At 66.5% G+C, this 17,486-nt stretch carries 13 protein-coding genes and 1 tRNA gene; 2 read left to right on the top strand and 12 right to left on the bottom strand.

Annotated elements, in window-relative coordinates:
- The 11 genes from rpsL to ABZV38_RS27320 form a co-directional block, all read right to left on the bottom strand.
- Entirely contained in the window at positions 1-372 is a 372-nt protein-coding gene (rpsL, locus tag ABZV38_RS27370) for a 30S ribosomal protein S12 (RefSeq protein WP_003948652.1), read from the bottom strand.
- Between the two features lie 358 nt (positions 373-730).
- On the bottom strand, positions 731-4,630 hold the full coding sequence (locus tag ABZV38_RS27365; protein WP_356331116.1) for a DNA-directed RNA polymerase subunit beta': 3,900 nt from the start codon (positions 4,628-4,630) through the stop codon (positions 731-733).
- Between the two features lie 99 nt (positions 4,631-4,729).
- Complete coding sequence (gene rpoB, locus ABZV38_RS27360) at positions 4,730-8,215, bottom strand: DNA-directed RNA polymerase subunit beta (protein ID WP_352265674.1); 3,486 nt, start codon at positions 8,213-8,215, stop codon at positions 4,730-4,732.
- 600 nt (positions 8,216-8,815) lie between these two features.
- The gene (gene rplL, locus ABZV38_RS27355; protein ID WP_030914109.1) at positions 8,816-9,199 is read right to left on the bottom strand and encodes a 50S ribosomal protein L7/L12; all 384 of its coding nucleotides are present in this window, start codon (positions 9,197-9,199) and stop codon (positions 8,816-8,818) included.
- A gap of 85 nt (positions 9,200-9,284) precedes the next feature.
- Positions 9,285-9,845, bottom strand: a complete 561-nt coding sequence (gene rplJ, locus ABZV38_RS27350) for a 50S ribosomal protein L10 (protein ID WP_030914107.1) — start codon at positions 9,843-9,845, stop codon at positions 9,285-9,287.
- A 275-nt stretch (positions 9,846-10,120) separates the two neighbouring features.
- Positions 10,121-11,017, bottom strand: a complete 897-nt coding sequence (locus tag ABZV38_RS27345; RefSeq protein WP_356331115.1) for a hypothetical protein — start codon at positions 11,015-11,017, stop codon at positions 10,121-10,123.
- A 168-nt stretch (positions 11,018-11,185) separates the two neighbouring features.
- Positions 11,186-11,908 carry a 50S ribosomal protein L1 gene (gene rplA, locus ABZV38_RS27340; protein WP_356331114.1) on the bottom strand — a complete coding sequence of 241 codons (723 nt, stop codon included), beginning with the start codon at positions 11,906-11,908 and terminating at the stop codon, positions 11,186-11,188.
- Between the two features lie 79 nt (positions 11,909-11,987).
- Positions 11,988-12,425: a 50S ribosomal protein L11 gene (gene rplK, locus ABZV38_RS27335; RefSeq protein ID WP_356331113.1), complete on the bottom strand. Its 438-nt coding sequence runs from the start codon at positions 12,423-12,425 to the stop codon at positions 11,988-11,990.
- 176 nt (positions 12,426-12,601) lie between these two features.
- Positions 12,602-13,480: a transcription termination/antitermination protein NusG gene (gene nusG, locus ABZV38_RS27330; RefSeq protein WP_356331112.1), complete on the bottom strand. Its 879-nt coding sequence runs from the start codon at positions 13,478-13,480 to the stop codon at positions 12,602-12,604.
- A 73-nt stretch (positions 13,481-13,553) separates the two neighbouring features.
- Positions 13,554-13,841 (bottom strand): preprotein translocase subunit SecE, encoded by a 288-nt coding sequence (gene secE / locus ABZV38_RS27325; protein WP_267003030.1) that lies wholly within the window; start codon positions 13,839-13,841, stop codon positions 13,554-13,556.
- A gap of 106 nt (positions 13,842-13,947) precedes the next feature.
- A tRNA-Trp gene (locus ABZV38_RS27320) sits at positions 13,948-14,020 on the bottom strand.
- 225 nt (positions 14,021-14,245) lie between these two features.
- Between ABZV38_RS27320 and ABZV38_RS27315 the strand changes: the two genes are divergently transcribed.
- Positions 14,246-15,472 (top strand): pyridoxal phosphate-dependent aminotransferase, encoded by a 1,227-nt coding sequence (locus tag ABZV38_RS27315; RefSeq protein WP_356331111.1) that lies wholly within the window; start codon positions 14,246-14,248, stop codon positions 15,470-15,472.
- Positions 15,473-15,631: 159 nt separating this feature from the next.
- A complete protein-coding gene (locus ABZV38_RS27310; protein ID WP_356331110.1) occupies positions 15,632-16,654 on the top strand; it encodes an adenosine deaminase in 1,023 nt (340 codons plus the stop codon).
- 50 nt (positions 16,655-16,704) lie between these two features.
- Here ABZV38_RS27310 and ABZV38_RS27305 read toward each other — a convergent pair whose 3' ends face one another.
- Positions 16,705-17,316, bottom strand: a complete 612-nt coding sequence (locus ABZV38_RS27305; protein WP_356331109.1) for a TetR/AcrR family transcriptional regulator — start codon at positions 17,314-17,316, stop codon at positions 16,705-16,707.
- Positions 17,317-17,486 lie beyond the last annotated feature (170 nt).

The raw sequence follows: 17,486 nt of genomic DNA, 5'->3' as shown, positions 1-17,486 counted from the left end.
TTACTTCTCCTTCTTGGCGCCGTAGCGGCTGCGGGCCTGCTTGCGGTTCTTGACGCCCTGGGTGTCAAGGGAGCCGCGGATGATCTTGTAACGAACACCCGGCAGGTCCTTCACACGGCCACCACGCACGAGCACGATGGAGTGCTCCTGCAGGTTGTGTCCCTCACCCGGGATGTAGGCCGTGACCTCGATGCCGGAGGTCAGACGCACACGCGCGACCTTACGGAGTGCCGAGTTCGGCTTCTTCGGGGTGGTCGTGAACACACGCGTGCAGACGCCGCGGCGCTGGGGCGAACCCTCGAGCGCGGGCGTCTTGTTCTTCTCGACCTTGTCCTGCCGGCCCTTCCGGACCAGCTGCTGGATCGTAGGCACTACTTCTCCGGTTTCTGTGTGCCGTTCGTGAAACTAACCTGGAACGTCGCCGACCCACGCGGTCGGGTGTGTCGAATGCTGCAGGCTCCTGCCCTAAGACAGGAGGGGCGCAGATTGCGGTGGCCAAAAGACAGGCTCGCCATGCGGTTGAGGACACGCACACGAGCCCAGGCACACCCCAGGCACAAGGTCTGAGCGTACCTACCTCACGGACTCCGGTCAAAACAAATGCTGTCCACGACGACGCACCGCGCGTGACATTGCCGACAGTACCCTGGTTCCCGCACCGACGGACAACGCCGCAGGGCGGCCACCCCGTGCGAAACGGGGTGACCGCCCTGCGGACGGGACACGCGCCTTACTGGTTGTACGGACCGTAGTCGTAGTCCTCCAGCGGAACGGCCTGGCCGGAGCCCGTGCCGAACGGCGAGTAGTCGATGTCGTCGTAGCCGACGGCCGAGTACATCGCGGCCTTGGCCTCCTCGGTCGGCTCGACCCGGATGTTGCGGTAGCGGGACAGACCCGTACCGGCCGGGATGAGCTTACCGATGATGACGTTCTCCTTGAGGCCGATCAGGGAGTCCGACTTGGCGTTGATCGCCGCGTCGGTCAGAACCCTGGTCGTCTCCTGGAAGGACGCCGCCGACAGCCACGACTCGGTGGCGAGCGAGGCCTTGGTGATACCCATCAGCTGCGGACGGCCGGAGGCGGGGTGACCGCCCTCGGTGACCACACGACGGTTCTCGGTCTCGAACTTCGAGCGCTCGACGAGCTCGCCCGGCAGCAGCTCCGCGTCGCCGGACTCGATGATCGTCACCCGGCGCAGCATCTGCCGGATGATGATCTCGATGTGCTTGTCGTGGATCGACACACCCTGCGAGTTGTAGACCTTCTGGACCTCGCCGACCAGGTGGACCTGGACCGCGCGCTGACCGAGGATCCGCAGCACGTCGTGCGGGTTGGTGGCACCCACGGTGAGCTTCTGGCCCACCTCGACGTGGTCGCCCTCGCCCACCAGCAGACGGGCGCGCTTCGAGATCGGGAACGGCGTCTCTTCGCTGCCGTCGTCCGGGGTGACGACGATCTTCTTGGTCTTCTCGGTCTCCTCGATCCGGATGCGGCCTGCCGCCTCCGAGATCGGGGCGACACCCTTGGGCGTACGGGCTTCGAAGAGCTCGACGACTCGGGGCAGACCCTGGGTGATGTCGTCACCGGCCACACCACCGGTGTGGAAGGTACGCATCGTCAGCTGGGTACCGGGCTCACCGATGGACTGGGCGGCGATGATGCCGACCGCCTCACCGATGTCGACCAGCTTGCCGGTGGCGAGCGAGCGTCCGTAGCAGAAGGCACAGGTGCCGACCGCGGACTCACAGGTCAGGACCGAACGGGTCTTGACCTCCTCGACGCCGGCGCCCACCAGGGCGTCGATCAGGACGTCACCGAGGTCGACGTTGGCAGGCGCGATGACCTTGCCGTCGACGACGACGTCCTCGGCGAGCATGCGGGCGTAGACCGAGGTCTCGACGTCCTCCGTCTTGCGGAGCACACCGTCCGCACCCTTGACGGCGATCTTCAGCTTGAGGCCGCGGTCGGTGCCGCAGTCCTCCTCGCGAATGATCACGTCCTGCGAGACGTCCACCAGACGACGGGTCAGGTAACCCGAGTCGGCGGTACGCAGGGCGGTGTCCGCCAGACCCTTACGGGCACCGTGCGTGGAGATGAAGTACTCCAGAACGGTCAGGCCCTCACGGAACGACGCCTTGATGGGACGCGGGATCGTCTCGTTCTTCGCGTTCGACACCAGACCACGCATACCCGCGATCTGACGCATCTGCATCATGTTTCCTCGGGCACCCGAGTCAACCATCATGAAGATGGGGTTCGTCTTCGGGAAGTTCGCGTTCATCGCCTCGGCAACCTCGTTGGTCGCCTTGGTCCAGATCGCGATGAGTTCCTGCGTGCGTTCGTCCTTGGTGATCAGACCGCGCTCGTACTGCTTCTGGACCTTCTCGTCCTGCGCCTCGTAGCCCTGGACGATGGCCTTCTTGGCCTCCGGCACGACGATGTCCGAAACGGAGACGGTGACGCCGGAACGGGTCGCCCAGTGGAAACCGGCCGCCTTCAGGTTGTCGAGCGTCGCCGCCACGATGACCTTGGGGTAGCGCTCGGCCAGGTCGTTGACGATCTCGGAGAGCTGCTTCTTGCCCACCGAGTAGTCGACGAACGGGTAGTCCTCGGGCAGCAGCTCGTTGAAGAGCGCGCGGCCCAGGCTCGTACGCAGCCGGAAGGTGTCACCCGGCTGGTACTCGGGCTCGCCCTCTTCGGCGACCGGCGGCACCCAGCCGCGCGGCGGGATGGTGCCCACCGGGAAGCGGATGTCGACCTGCGTCTGGAGCGAGAGCTCCCGGGCGTCGAACGCCATGATCGCCTCGGCGGTGGAACCGAACGCGCGGCCCTGACCGATGACCTTGCGCTCCTCCTCGTCCGTGGTGAGGAAGAACAGTCCCAGCACCATGTCCTGGGTCGGCATGGTGACGGGACGACCGTCGGCCGGCTTCAGGATGTTGTTCGAGGACAGCATCAGGATGCGGGCCTCGGCCTGCGCCTCCGCGGAGAGCGGCAGGTGCACGGCCATCTGGTCACCGTCGAAGTCCGCGTTGAACGCGGTGCAGACGAGCGGGTGGATCTGGATGGCCTTGCCCTCGACCAGCTGCGGCTCGAAGGCCTGGATGCCGAGGCGGTGCAGGGTCGGTGCACGGTTCAGCAGCACCGGGTGCTCAGCGATGACCTCTTCGAGGACGTCGTACACCACGGTGCGGCCGCGCTCGACCATGCGCTTGGCCGACTTGATGTTCTGCGCGTGGTTCAGGTCGACCAGGCGCTTCATCACGAACGGCTTGAAGAGCTCCAGTGCCATGGCCTTCGGCAGACCGCACTGGTGCAGCTTCAGCTGCGGACCGACGACGATCACGGAACGCGCGGAGTAGTCCACACGCTTACCGAGAAGGTTCTGACGGAAACGACCCTGCTTGCCCTTGAGCATGTCGCTCAGGGACTTCAGCGGGCGGTTACCGGGACCGGTGACCGGGCGACCACGGCGGCCGTTGTCGAACAGCGCGTCGACGGCCTCCTGCAGCATCCGCTTCTCGTTGTTCACGATGATCTCGGGGGCACCGAGGTCAAGGAGACGCTTGAGGCGGTTGTTGCGGTTGATCACGCGGCGGTACAGGTCGTTCAGGTCGGAGGTCGCGAAGCGGCCACCGTCCAGCTGCACCATCGGACGCAGGTCCGGCGGGATGACCGGCACGCAGTCGAGCACCATGCCCTTGGGGCTGTTGCTGGTCTGCAGGAACGCGGAGACGACCTTGAGGCGCTTGAGCGCACGGGTCTTCTTCTGGCCCTTGCCGGTACGGATGATCTCGCGGAGGCGCTCGGCCTCCTCGTTGAGGTCGAAGGACTCCAGGCGCTTCTGCAGGGCAGCGGCACCCATGGAGCCGTCGAAGTACGTGCCGAAGCGGTCACGCAGCTCGCGGTAGAGCAGCTCGTCGCCCTCGAGGTCCTGGACCTTGAGGTTCTTGAAGCGGTTCCACACCTCGTCGAGACGGTCGATCTCGCGCTGCGCACGGTCGCGCAGCTGCTTCATCTCACGCTCGGCACCTTCGCGCACCTTGCGGCGCACGTCGGCCTTGGCGCCCTCGGCCTCGAGCTCGGCCAGGTCGGTCTCGAGCTTCTTGGCGCGGGCCTCCAGGTCGGAGTCGCGACGGTTCTCCACCTGCTGACGCTCGACGGAGACGTGCGCCTCCAGCGAGGGCAGGTCACGCGTACGGCGCTCCTCGTCCACGAACGTGATCATGTACGCGGCGAAGTAGATGACCTTTTCGAGGTCCTTCGGCGCGAGATCAAGCAGGTAGCCGAGGCGCGACGGGACGCCCTTGAAGTACCAGATATGGGTGACGGGAGCGGCAAGCTCGATGTGGCCCATGCGCTCACGACGCACCTTGGCGCGCGTGACCTCCACGCCACAACGCTCACAAATGATGCCCTTGAAGCGGACACGCTTGTACTTGCCGCAGTAGCACTCCCAGTCCCGGGTCGGACCGAAGATCTTCTCGCAGAAGAGTCCGTCCTTCTCGGGCTTGAGCGTGCGGTAGTTGATGGTCTCCGGCTTCTTCACTTCGCCGTGCGACCAGGTCCGGATGTCGTCCGCGGTGGCAAGGCCGATCCGCAGCTCGTCGAAGAAGTTGACGTCGAGCACTTGTCGTCAATCCCTCTTTCGGGGTCGAGTCTCAATCAATGGTCTGAACGGGTCCGGGGCAGGGCCGGGGCCTCATGAGCGAGGCCCCGGCCAGACCCGTCAGACCTCTTCGACGCTGCTCGGCTCGCGCCGGGACAGGTCGATACCGAGCTCCTCCGCCGCGCGGAAGACGTCCTCGTCCGTGTCACGCATCTCGATGGACATGCCGTCCGAGGAGAGCACCTCCACGTTGAGGCAGAGCGACTGCATTTCCTTGATGAGCACCTTGAAGGACTCGGGGATGCCCGGCTCGGGGATGTTCTCGCCCTTGACGATGGCCTCGTAGACCTTCACGCGGCCGGTCACGTCGTCGGACTTGATCGTCAGCAGCTCCTGGAGGGCGTAAGCGGCGCCATATGCCTCCAGCGCCCACACCTCCATCTCACCGAAGCGCTGTCCACCGAACTGAGCCTTACCACCCAGCGGCTGCTGGGTGATCATGGAGTAGGGACCCGTCGAGCGAGCGTGCAGCTTGTCGTCGACGAGGTGGTGGAGCTTGAGGATGTACATGTACCCGACCGAAACCGGCTCCGGGAACGGCTCGCCGGAGCGGCCGTCGAACAGATGGGCCTTGCCGGAGGGCTGCACCAGGCGGTCGCCGTCGCGGTTCGGGATCGTGGCCTCGAAGAGACCGGAGATCTCGTCCTCGCGCGCACCGTCGAAGACGGGCGTGGCGACGTTGGTGCCGGGGGCGACCTGGTCGGCGCCGATGGCCTGCAGGCGCTTGGCCCACTCGTCACCGAGGCCGGAGACGTCCCAGCCGCGGCTGGCGAGCCAGCCGAGGTGGATCTCCAGGACCTGTCCCGGGTTCATTCGGGAGGGGACACCCAGCGGGTTGAGGATGATGTCGACCGGGGTGCCGTCCTCCAGGAACGGCATGTCCTCGATCGGGAGGATCTTCGAGATGACGCCCTTGTTGCCGTGACGGCCGGCAAGCTTGTCACCATCGGTGATCTTGCGCTTCTGCGCGACGTAGACGCGGACCAGCTGGTTCACGCCCGGCGGCAGCTCGTCGCCCTCTTCGCGGTCGAAGACGCGGACGCCGATGACCTTGCCGATCTCGCCGTGCGGGACCTTCAGCGAGGTGTCGCGCACCTCGCGCGCCTTCTCACCGAAGATCGCGCGGAGCAGACGCTCCTCGGGGGTCAGCTCGGTCTCGCCCTTGGGCGTGACCTTGCCGACGAGGATGTCACCGGCGACGACCTCGGCACCGATACGGATGATGCCGCGCTCGTCGAGGTCCGCGAGGACCTCTTCGGAGACGTTCGGGATGTCCCGGGTGATCTCCTCCGGGCCGAGCTTGGTGTCACGGGCGTCGACCTCGTGCTCCTCGATGTGGATCGAGGAGAGGACGTCGTCCTGCACGAGGCGCTGCGACAGGATGATCGCGTCCTCGTAGTTGTGACCCTCCCACGGCATGAACGCCACGAGCAGGTTCTTGCCGAGCGCCATCTCACCGTTCTCGGTGGCCGGCCCGTCGGCGAGGACCTGACCCTCGATGACCCGGTCGCCCTCGGAGACGACGACCTTCTGGTTGACCGAGGTGCCCTGGTTGGAGCGCGAGAACTTGGCGATGCGGTACGTGGTGTACGTGCCGTCGTCGTTGGTGACGGTGATGTAGTCCGCGGAGACCTCCTGGACGACACCGTCCTTCTCGGCCTTCAGGACGTCACCGGCGTCGGTGGCGCAGCGGTACTCCATGCCCGTGCCGACGAGCGGGGCCTCCGACTTGATCAGCGGCACCGCCTGACGCATCATGTTCGCGCCCATGAGGGCACGGTTGGCGTCGTCGTGCTCCAGGAAGGGGATCATCGCGGTGGCGACGGACACCATCTGGCGCGGCGAGACGTCCATGTAGTCGACGTCGTCGCCCGGGATGTAGTCGACCTCTCCGCCACGACGGCGGACCAGGACGCGGGGCTCGGTGAACCGCATGTCCTCGGAGAGCGTCGCGTTCGCCTGGGCGATCACGAAGCGGTCTTCCTCGTCGGCGGTGATGTAGTCGACCTCGTCGGTGACCCGGCCGTCGACGACCTTGCGGTACGGCGTCTCGATGAAGCCGAACGCGTTGACACGTCCGTACGAGGCGAGCGAACCGATCAGACCGATGTTCGGGCCTTCAGGGGTCTCGATCGGGCACATGCGACCGTAGTGGGACGGGTGCACGTCACGGACCTCGAAGCCGGCCCGCTCGCGGGAGAGACCACCCGGACCAAGAGCCGACAGACGGCGCTTGTGGGTGAGGCCCGACAGCGGGTTGTTCTGGTCCATGAACTGCGACAGCTGGCTGGTGCCGAAGAACTCCTTGATGGAGGCGACGACCGGCCGGATGTTGATCAGGGTCTGCGGCGTGATCGCCTCGACGTCCTGGGTCGTCATGCGCTCACGCACGACGCGCTCCATACGGGCGAGACCCGTACGGACCTGGTTCTGGATGAGCTCGCCGACGTTACGCAGGCGACGGTTGCCGAAGTGGTCGATGTCGTCGGTCTCGACGACGATCGAACGACCGGACTCACCGACCGTCTCGGTCTCCCCGGCGTGCAGCTTGACCAGGTACTTGATGGTCGCGATGACGTCGTCGGAGGTGAGCACGCCGGCGTCCAGCGGCTCTTCGGCGCCGAGCTTCTTGTTCACCTTGTAGCGGCCGACCTTCGCGAGGTCGTAGCGCTTCGGGTTGAAGTAGAGGTTCTCGAGCAGCGTCTGAGCAGCCTCGCGGGTGGGCGGCTCGCCCGGGCGCAGCTTGCGGTAGATGTCGAGGAGCGCGTCGTCCTGGCCCTGGGTGTGGTCCTTCTCCAGGGTGGCGCGCATGGACTCGTACTCGCCGAACTCCTCGAGGATCTGCTCGGTGGTCCAACCGAGAGCCTTCAGGAGAACGGTCACGGACTGCTTGCGCTTGCGGTCGATGCGGACACCGACCATGTCGCGCTTGTCGATCTCCATCTCCAGCCAGGCACCCCGGGACGGGATGATCTTGGCGGAGAAGATGTCCTTGTCGGACGTCTTGTCGATCGAGGAGTCGAAGTAGACACCCGGCGAGCGCACGAGCTGCGACACGACGACACGCTCGGTGCCGTTGATGACGAAGGTGCCCTTGTTGGTCATGAGCGGGAAGTCGCCCATGAAGACCGTCTGGGACTTGATCTCGCCGGTCTCGTTGTTGGTGAACTCGGCCGTGACGAAGAGCGGGGCGGCGAACGTGAAGTCGCGCTCCTTGCACTCGTCGATCGAGTTCTTCGGGGGCTCGAAGCGGTGGTCGCGGAACGTAAGCGACATCGACCCGGAGAAGTCCTCAATCGGTGAAATCTCCTCGAAGATTTCCTCCAGGCCGGACTTGGTGGGGACGTCTTGTCCACTGTCCAGAGCAGCCTCGACGCGAGCCTTCCACGCGGCATTGCCGAGGAGCCAGTCAAAGCTCTCGGTCTGCAGCGCGAGGAGGTTCGGAACCTCGAGGGGCTCCTTGATCTTTGCAAAAGAGATGCGCAGCGGGGCGGTGCTGGCACCGTTGTTCGTATTCGCGGTCGAGGCGTTGCGCGAGGCGGCCAAGAGGGGGTCCTTCCGAGGGCTCGGACTCACTACGCGCGTACCGGTCCCACGTTGGACACGAAGACGGAAATCCCAGGTCAGTGGAGAATCAGTCATCGGTGCTCAAGCGTGGGCATGCCCCTGGTGACGGGCAGGAGGCAGCTAACAGGCAGCGCAAAGGGTCAGTGTAGCCAAACGGCACACTGATGTCCAGTCCGGGTTCTCAGAGACCCTCGAAGCTCGCAACAGCTGTTCTCAACACCTATGAATCGCCCTCGCGCGGATGCGCTCTTCTTTACTGCCCTCTTCGTCAACGATCCATGCCTCGGATCCGGATCGATGTGACGACGCGTCCTGAGAATTGCGCGCCGCGTGCGGTTCGTCAAGGCCCCCCTGCCAGGACAGAGCCCCGAGACCCTCATCCGCCGCCCCTCGGCACCGGCCGCAAGCCTCCGTCAGAGGCGTACGGCGAAGATCACCCTACTCGTCAGCCACGGAAGAGCAAGGCGAGCGCCTCGGGTACGCCGAAAGGCGACCACCCGGATGGGTGATCGCCCTTCGCGATGTGACGTCCGTGCCGTGCGGCACGAGCAGTCCAGACGAGTCAGAAGACTCTCAGGGTCACTTGACCTCGACCGAGGCGCCAGCGGCCTTGAGGGACTCGGCAGCCTTCTCGGCGGCCTCCTTCGCGACCTTCTCGAGGACCGGCTTCGGGGTGCCGTCGACGAGGTCCTTGGCCTCCTTGAGACCCAGCGAGGTCAGCTCACGCACGACCTTGATGACCTGGATCTTCTTCTCGCCGGCGCCGGTGAGGATGACGTCGAACTCGTCCTGCTCCTCGACGGCCTCGGCGGCGGCAGCAGCGCCACCGGCGGCGGCAACGGCGACCGGAGCGGCAGCCTTGACGTCGAACTTCTCCTCGAACGCCTTGACGAACTCGGAGAGCTCGATGAGGGTCAGGGTCTCGAACTGCTCGAGCAGCTCGTCCTGGGACAGCTTCGCCATGATGGCGTCCTTCCACTAAGTCGGCAGGTGCCGGGTGTATATGAAGGCGGGCGTACGGGCCCGCTGCGAGCCGTGGGGCGGAGTGTTACTCCGCCACCTCGGCGTCGGCGGGAGCCGGCGTACCGGCACCGCCCTGCTCGACCTTGGCGCGAAGGGCGTCCGCGGTGCGGACGAACTCCGACAGAGGGGCCTGGAAAGTCGCCGCGGCCTTGGCCATCGACGCCTTGATTCCACCGGCCACCTTGGCGAGCAGAACCTCGCGGGACTCGAGGTCCGCAAGCTTCTTGATCTCATCGGCGGACAGCGCCTTACCGTCAAGGACACCGCCCTTGATGATGAGGTTCGGGTTGTCCTTGGCGAAGTCACGAAGACCCTTCGCCGACTCCACCGGGTCACCGGTGACGAAGGCAACCGCCGTCGGACCTGCGAACAGGTCGTCCAGCGTGTCGATCCCGGCCTCGTTGGCCGCAATCTTGGTCAGCGTGTTCTTCACCACGGCGTACTGGGCGTTCTCACCGAGCGAACGGCGCAGCTGCTTGAGCTGTGCCACGGTGAGACCCCGGTACTCGGTCAGCACAGCGGCGTTCGAGCTGCGGAACTGGTCCGCGAGCTCGGCTACCGCGGCAGCCTTGTCGGGCCTTGCCATGAGCGTCGGCCTCCTTCCGGGTGATGAGGACCGCTCAGAAGGGGCCGGGAAAGACGAAACGCCCCGGCACAAGTGCCAGGGCGCAGCTCGACCGGACGAGGTCCGGGAGCTTTCCACAGTCACCTGCGCAGGTCGTCCGCACTCAACGGATCCTTCGGTCACTGTCCCCTCTTGCGAGAGCACAGCAACGACCAGCGGTCTTTGGCTTCTGTAGGAGAGTACGCGACCGGGGTCGCGCCGAGCAAATCCGTCCCGGTTCGGGCGGTGCGGGAGGTTTAAGACGCGCCCGCGGTGCTGCCCTGCTGCTGCTCCAGGAGCTTCTGGAAGTCGACGGTGTCGGAGGCCGGGGGCTCCTCGACCGTGACGTCGGTGCCGTAGTCGCTGTAGAACACCGTGGAGTTCAGCTCGCCGGTCTTCATCCGGCCGCGCTCGGTCTTCTTCACCAGCAGATCGTCCTTGTCGACCCAGATGTCGACCTTCTCCGTCGTGATGCCGGCGTCGCTCAGCTGCTTCTTGAACTCGGCGAGCTGATCGGCATCGATGGCGGAGTTCTTCGCGGTCAGCTCGGCGACGTCGACCGTGCCGGAGTAGTGCGTCGTGGTGACGCCCCGTACGTCCTCCTGGCCGACCTTCTTCACGTCGCCCGAGGCCAGCAGTGCCTTCACTCCCTGGCCGGGGGTGCTGCTCTGCAGCTGGTCCTTCATCACCTCGCCGGAGGCGCCCGCCAGCTTGGCCAGGTCGTCGTAGGAGTAGCGGATCCAGTGCTTGCCGCCCGACTGCCTCGCGAACGCCTCGCCCATGTTGGCGACGTACCCGTCCTTGAAGTAGCGGGCCTGCATCGTGCCGTCGCCGCCGGACTGCTTCAGCGCATCGCCCATGGTGCCGCCGGTGTACGTGATCTTCATCGAGCCGGTCATGCCGTCGGACCAGTCCATGACACCGGTCTGCTTCATGGACATCGTCGTGCCCATCACCGTGGTGCCTTCGATCCTCGCCGAGCTGGCACCGCTGGTCTTCTTCTGCACACTGCGCAGCGCCGCGATCGGGTCGGCCTTGACGACGCCACCGGCGCCGCTCTTGCCGCTGCTGGTGTCGTCCCCTCCCCCGCAGGCCGCCACCGACGTCAGCGCCACTGCCACCGCAGCCGACAGACACACGCGTCGCACGGTCATGGTCGTCACCTTGTTCTCCACCCCTCGCTCCTTACGGTCGCTTCACGCTAACGCACGGTTCCGACCGCCACTGCTGCGTACAAAAACGAGGACGGGCCCCGCACCTCGAAAGGTTGCGGGGCCCGTCCCATGTCACACGTGACGCGGCTTGTCGCCGAGCGCGAAGGCTCAGACGGCGGCCGGGTCCTCCTCGGCGAGGAGGTTACGGGTGCGGTTGGCGTCCAGCGGGATGCCGGGGCCCATCGTGGTGGCCAGGGTGGCCTTCTTGATGTAGCGGCCCTTGGCGGCGGACGGCTTGAGACGGAGAATCTCGTCCAGCGCCGCGGCGTAGTTCTCGACCAGCTTCGTCTCGTCGAAGGAGACCTTGCCGATGATGAAGTGCAGGTTCGAGTGCTTGTCGACGCGGAACTCGATCTTGCCGCCCTTGATCTCGTTGACAGCCTTCACGACGTCGGGGGTGACGGTGCCCGTCTTCGGGTTCGGCATCAGACCACGCGGACCGAGCACGCGGCCGAGGCGGCCGACCTTGCCCATGAGGTCCGGAGTGGCGACGACGGCGTCGAAGTCCAGACGGCCCTTCGCCACCTCGTCGATGAGCTCGTCGGCGCCGACGATGTCGGCGCCCGCGGCTTCCGCGGCCGCAGCACGGTCACCGGTCGCGAAGACCAGGACCCGGGCGGTCTTGCCGGTGCCGTGCGGGAGGTTCACGGTGCCACGGACCATCTGGTCGGCCTTGCGCGGGTCTACACCCAGGCAGAACGCGACCTCGACGGTGCCGTCGAACTTGGTGCTGGCGGTGTCCTTGGCGAGACGGACGGCCTCGAGGGGGGCGTAGTTGCGCTCCCGGTCGATCTTGGCGTCCGCAGCGCGGAGGTTCTTGCTGCGCTTCACTGCTGCTCCTGTGGTTTCAAGTGTGGAGGCGTGGTACGGGCCAGCGCTTGGCCCTACCACTGGGGGACTACGGGGCTGATCAGCCCTCGACCGTGATGCCCATGGAACGGGCGGTGCCGGCGATGATCTTCGACGCGGCGTCCAGGTCGTTGGCGTTCAGGTCGGGCATCTTGACCGTGGCGATCTCGCGGACCTGGGCGCTCGTGAGCTTCGCGACCTTGGTCTTGTGCGGCTCGCCGGAGCCCTTGTCCACACCTGCGGCCTTGAGGATGAGCTTGGCAGCCGGCGGGGTCTTCGTCACGAAGGTGAAGGAGCGGTCGTCGTAGACCGTGATCTCCACCGGCACGACCATGCCACGCTGCGACTCGGTCGCGGCGTTGTAGGCCTTGCAGAACTCCATGATGTTGACGCCGTGCTGGCCGAGCGCGGGGCCGACCGGCGGGGCCGGGTTGGCCGCGCCGGCGTTGATCTGGAGCTTGATAAGCCCCGTGACCTTCTTCTTCTTCTTGGGAGGCATTGCTCTCTCCGGGTCCTAGTGAGAGTTTTTCGCCGTCATCCGGATCATCCGGATGCAGGCATACCGCACAACGATAACGGGTATAGCTGCGCGACCAAAAACCGAGCAGGTCAGAGAGGCTCTACAGCCTGTCTGACCTGCTCGGTAGGCATGTGTCCAGAAGTCGGCGAAAACCGTCAGTTCTTCTGGATCTGGTCGAAGCTGAGCTCGACCGGGGTCTCGCGACCGAAGATCTCGACGAGGCCCTTGACCTTCTTCGAGTCGGCGTTGATCTCGTTGATCGTCGCCTGCAGCGTCGCGAACGGGCCGTCGGTGACGGTGACCGAGTCGCCCACCTCGAAGTCCAGCACCTGGACCTCGACCTTGCGGGACGGAACCGGCTTGCCCTCGGCCTCGGCAGCCTCGCGGGCGGCCTTCTCCTCGGCCTCCGGGGCGAGCATCTTGACGATCTCGTCCAGGGTCAGCGGGTACGGGTCGTAGGCGTTGCCCACGAAGCCGGTGACACCGGGAGTGTTGCGCACGACGCCCCAGGACTCGTTCGTCAGGTCCATGCGCACCAGGACGTAACCCGGGAGCTTGTTCTGACGGACGTTCTTCCGCTCGCCGTTCTTGATCTGGACGATCTCTTCCTCGGGCACTTCGGCCTGGTAGATGAAGTCCTCGACGTTGAGCGAGACGGCGCGCTGCTCCAGGTTGGCCTTCACACGCTTCTCGTAACCGGCGTACGTGTGGATGACGTACCACTCGCCGGGGAGACCACGGAGCTCTTCACGCAGAGCGGTGACGGCGTCGATGGGAGCGGCCGGCTCGGCCTCTTCCTCGGTCTCGTCGTCGTCCTCGGCGGCCTCGTCCTCGCCGGACTCCTCATCGGAGTCGTCCTCGGCGGCCTCGTCCTCGACGTTCACGGCGGGCTCACCCGCGGCGTCGGCGTCGGCAGCTTCGGCCTGGTCCGGCTCCACAGCGTCAGCCGCCTCGACGATCTCGGCCTCGGCCTCGGCGGACTCGAAGGCGCCCGCCGTCGGCTCGACAGCGTCGTTCAGGTTCGGGTCAGACACGGTGGCTGCTTCTTCCTGGATACAAATGGGTGGAACATGCGAAAGGGGCGCCCATGAGGCGCCCTCCGCGGGATCAGCCGAAGACGTACTTGATGACCCGCTGGAATCCGAAGTCAATCACGGTCACAAGACCAATCATGACGACCACGAAGACAATCACCACGGACGTGTACGTCGTCAGCTGGTTGCGAGTCGGCCAGACAACCTTGCGCAACTCGGCGACGATCTGGCGGTAGAACAGCGCGAGACGGCCCATGGGGCCCTTCTTACCGCGCTTGCCGCCCTTCCGAGTCCTCTTCTTCGACTCGGGTACTTCGTCCTCGGCATCAGGCATGTCGATGGAGCCCACGGCGTCCGTCACGCTACTCACCTGATTCCGGGTCATGGCCGTGCCGCGCCCGGTGGAGCCGCACGGCGGTGCATTGAAGTACGTACATGCGCACACATCCTGGCGAAGGAGTGTGTAGCAGGGCCGGAGGGACTTGAACCCCCAACCGCTGGTTTTGGAGACCAGTGCTCTACCAATTGAGCTACGACCCTTTGTGGTTTCCACCAACCTACCGCATCTTCCCCGATGCTCCGGGTGCAGGAACGGTGTGGCTGGTGAAGGCCAACGACAGGTGAGTGTACGTGCTCAGCGGCCCGGCGTCGAACAGATAGCTCCGGACAACTCCTGTCCGGTTCTTGTCCGCATGCTGTCCGGGTGCTGTCCGGTCCCTGAAACCCATGTGCCGGCAGGGATTGCGGTCTGGGAGCATGAGGCCCATGAGCGCTGCAACTTCTCCCTCCGAGCGCCGGGTCTCAGCCCGCATCGGTGCAATCTCCGAGTCCGCCACTCTGGCCGTCGACGCCAAGGCCAAGGCCCTCAAGGCCGCCGGCCGTCCGGTGATCGGCTTCGGTGCCGGTGAGCCCGACTTCCCGACCCCCGGCTACATCGTCGATGCCGCGGTCGAGGCCTGCCGCAACCCGAAGTACCACCGCTACACCCCGGCGGGCGGGCTCCCCGAGCTCAAGGCCGCCATTGCAGAGAAGACGCTGCGCGACTCCGGTTACCAGGTCGACGCCTCCCAGATCCTGGTGACCAATGGCGGCAAGCAGGCAATCTACGAGGCGTTCGCCGCGATCCTCGACCCGGGCGACGAGGTCATCGTCCCTGCGCCCTACTGGACCACCTACCCCGAGTCGATCCGTCTTGCCGGCGGTGTCCCGGTGGAGGTCGTGGCCGACGAGACCACCGGCTACCGGGTCTCCGTCGAGCAGCTGGAGGCGGCGCGCACCGAGCGCACGAAGGTCGTTCTGTTCGTCTCCCCGTCGAACCCGACCGGTGCGGTGTACAGCGAGGCCGACGCCAAGGCGATCGGCGAGTGGGCCGTCGAGCACGGTCTGTGGGTGCTGACCGACGAGATCTACGAGCACCTGGTCTACGGCACCGCGACGTTCACCTCGCTGCCCGCGCTCGTGCCCGCCCTGCGCGACAAGTGCATCGTGGTCAACGGTGTCGCCAAGACCTACGCCATGACCGGCTGGCGCGTCGGCTGGCTCATCGGCCCGAAGGATGTCGTCAAGGCCGCGACCAACCTGCAGTCGCACGCCACGTCCAACGTCTCCAACGTCGCTCAGGTCGCCGCGCTGGCCGCCGTCTCGGGGAGCCTGGACGCGGTCGCCGAGATGCGGACCGCCTTCGACCGCCGCCGGCAGACCATCGTGCGGATGCTCAACGAGATCGACGGCGTGCTGTGCCCGGAGCCCGAGGGCGCGTTCTACGCGTACCCGTCGGTGAAGGCGCTGCTCGGCAAGGAGATCCGCGGCAAGCGCCCGGCCAGCTCGGTCGAGCTGGCGGCGCTGATCCTGGACGAGGCCGAGGTCGCGGTCGTTCCGGGCGAGGCCTTCGGCACACCGGGCTACCTGCGGCTGTCGTACGCACTGGGCGACGAGGACCTCGTCGAGGGCGTGGCGCGGCTCCAGAAGCTGCTGGGCGAGGCGAAGGACTGACCTCCGCGCCCTGCCGCGCAGGTGCCCCCCGGCCGAGGCCGCGGGGCACCTTTTTTGTTCACGTTTTCGATCGAGCTGCCGTTCGAGCTTGCGTTCGAGAGCCAACTCGATGGGGAAACCCGCTACCGCGACAGCCCACGGGTGCGGCAGGATCTTCGAATGGAGCGTGACGTACGGCTGTTGCCCAAGGCCCACCTGCACTTGCATTTCACCGGGTCGATGCGGCCCACGACACTGCTCGAACTCGCCGACAAGTACGGCGTACGGCTGCCCGAGGCGCTGACCAGCGGCGAGCCGCCCAGGCTGCGCGCGACGGACGAGCGCGGCTGGTTCCGCTTCCAGCGGCTCTACGACATCGCCCGGTCCTGCCTGCGGTCGCCCGAGGACATCCAGCGGCTCGTGCGCGAGAGTGCCCAGGAGGACGTCGCGGACGGCTCCGGCTGGCTGGAGATCCAGGTCGACCCCACCTCGTACGCCCCGCTGCTCGGCGGACTCATCCCGGCGATCGAGATCATCCTGGACGCGGTGGACTCCGCGGCGCGCGAGACCGGGCTCGGGATCCGTGTGGTGATCGCGGCGAACCGGATGAAGCACCCGCTGGACGCACGGACGCTGGCCCGGCTCGCGGTGCGCTACGCGGACCGGGGTGTCGTCGGCTTCGGGCTCTCCAACGACGAGCGCCGCGGGATGGCGCGCGACTTCGACCGGGCCTTCGCCATCGCCAGGGAGGGCGGCCTGCTGGCGACCCCGCACGGTGGCGAACTGGCCGGCCCTTCGAGCGTGCGGGACTGCCTGGACGACCTCGACGCGGCCAGGATCGGCCACGGCGTTCGGGCCGCCGAGGACCCGCGGCTGCTGCGCAAGCTTGCGGAGCGCGGGGTGACCTGCGAAGTGTGCCCGGCGTCGAATGTGGCCCTGGGTGTCTACGAGAAGCCTGCGGACGTACCCCTGCGCACTCTGTTCGAGGCCGGGGTGCCGATGGCGCTCGGCGCGGACGATCCGCTGCTCTTCGGGTCCCGCCTCGCCGCGCAGTACGAGCTCGTACGACGTCACCACGCATTCACCGACGAGGAGCTGGCGGAGCTGGCGCGGCAGTCGGTGCGGGGGTCGGCAGCGCCCTCCGACGTGCGGGCACGGCTGCTGGCGGGAGTCGACGACTGGCTGGCGAAGCCGGCCGACTAGCCGCCCCCTCCGGGCACCCTTATGGGCCTGGGCCTTCTCTGTGTATCGGCTCAGGTCTGTGTGCCGATCCCGTGCAGCACCGTCCGCGCGACGGAGGCGGCGAACTCGTCCAGTGACTGCGGCGGTCGGCCCTCCTCCGTCGCGTCGTACGCGAACGCGCGCTGGACGCAGGCGCCGAGCAGCAGCGACGCGGCCGCGTAGGTGTCGGCGCCGGGCCGCACCCGGCCGGCCGCCTGTTCGCTGCGCAGGTAGCCGGCAAGGCCCCGGATCGGCATGTGCGGGCCGGTGCCGAGCTCGCGCAGGGCCGCGTCGTGGCGGTTCTTGAGCCGCGGCTCGGCGTAGAGCGAGGCCGCGATCGGGAAGCTCTGGGCGTAGAAACGCGCAGCCTCGCGGGCGATGTCGGTGAGGTTCTCCTCGACGGTCCGCTCCCCCGCCCCCGGGTCGGCGGTCAACCGCCGCAGCAGTGGGTTGAGCTTGGGCAGCCGCTCCTTGAGCACCGCCACGAACAGCTCTTCCTTGCTGGGGAAGTGCTTGTAGAGCGCCGCCTCCGAGCAGCCCGCGGCCCTGGCGATCTCCTTGGTGGTGGCCCGGGCCAGGCCGATGGTGAGCATCAGCTGGTGGGCGGCGTCGATGATGCGGACGCGGGCCGGCTTCTGCTCCATGTGCACTCCAATGAGGCTTGACGCGTGGTGAGTATCCACTCACTCCAGAGGTGAGTGAATACTTACCCACCCTGGGACCCGGCTTCCACAGTTCGGCGGGGTTTCGGTGGGTCAGGTCGGGGATCGATGCTGGTCAGCGCGTTGCGGCTAGCGGCACGGGCTGAAAATGC

It is taken from the genome of Streptomyces sp. NPDC005181 (genome assembly GCF_040608395.1).
GTDB lineage: Bacteria > Actinomycetota > Actinomycetes > Streptomycetales > Streptomycetaceae > Streptomyces.
The sequence above is the reverse complement of the archived record's forward strand: the minus strand, read 5'-3'. Positions and strand labels throughout refer to the sequence as shown.

Excerpts from the sequence above, each read along its gene's own strand:
- rplL (WP_030914109.1), bottom strand. The coding sequence starts at position 9,199 with ATGGCGAAGCTGTCCCAGGACGAGCTGCTCGAGCAGTTCGAGACCCTG.
- rplJ (WP_030914107.1), bottom strand. The coding sequence starts at position 9,845 with ATGGCAAGGCCCGACAAGGCTGCCGCGGTAGCCGAGCTCGCGGACCAG.
- ABZV38_RS27345 (WP_356331115.1), bottom strand. The coding sequence starts at position 11,017 with ATGACCGTGCGACGCGTGTGTCTGTCGGCTGCGGTGGCAGTGGCGCTG.
- rplK (WP_356331113.1), bottom strand. The coding sequence starts at position 12,425 with ATGCCTCCCAAGAAGAAGAAGAAGGTCACGGGGCTTATCAAGCTCCAG.
- ABZV38_RS27315 (WP_356331111.1), top strand. The coding sequence starts at position 14,246 with ATGAGCGCTGCAACTTCTCCCTCCGAGCGCCGGGTCTCAGCCCGCATC.
- ABZV38_RS27310 (WP_356331110.1), top strand. The coding sequence starts at position 15,632 with ATGGAGCGTGACGTACGGCTGTTGCCCAAGGCCCACCTGCACTTGCAT.
- ABZV38_RS27305 (WP_356331109.1), bottom strand. The coding sequence starts at position 17,316 with ATGGAGCAGAAGCCGGCCCGCGTCCGCATCATCGACGCCGCCCACCAG.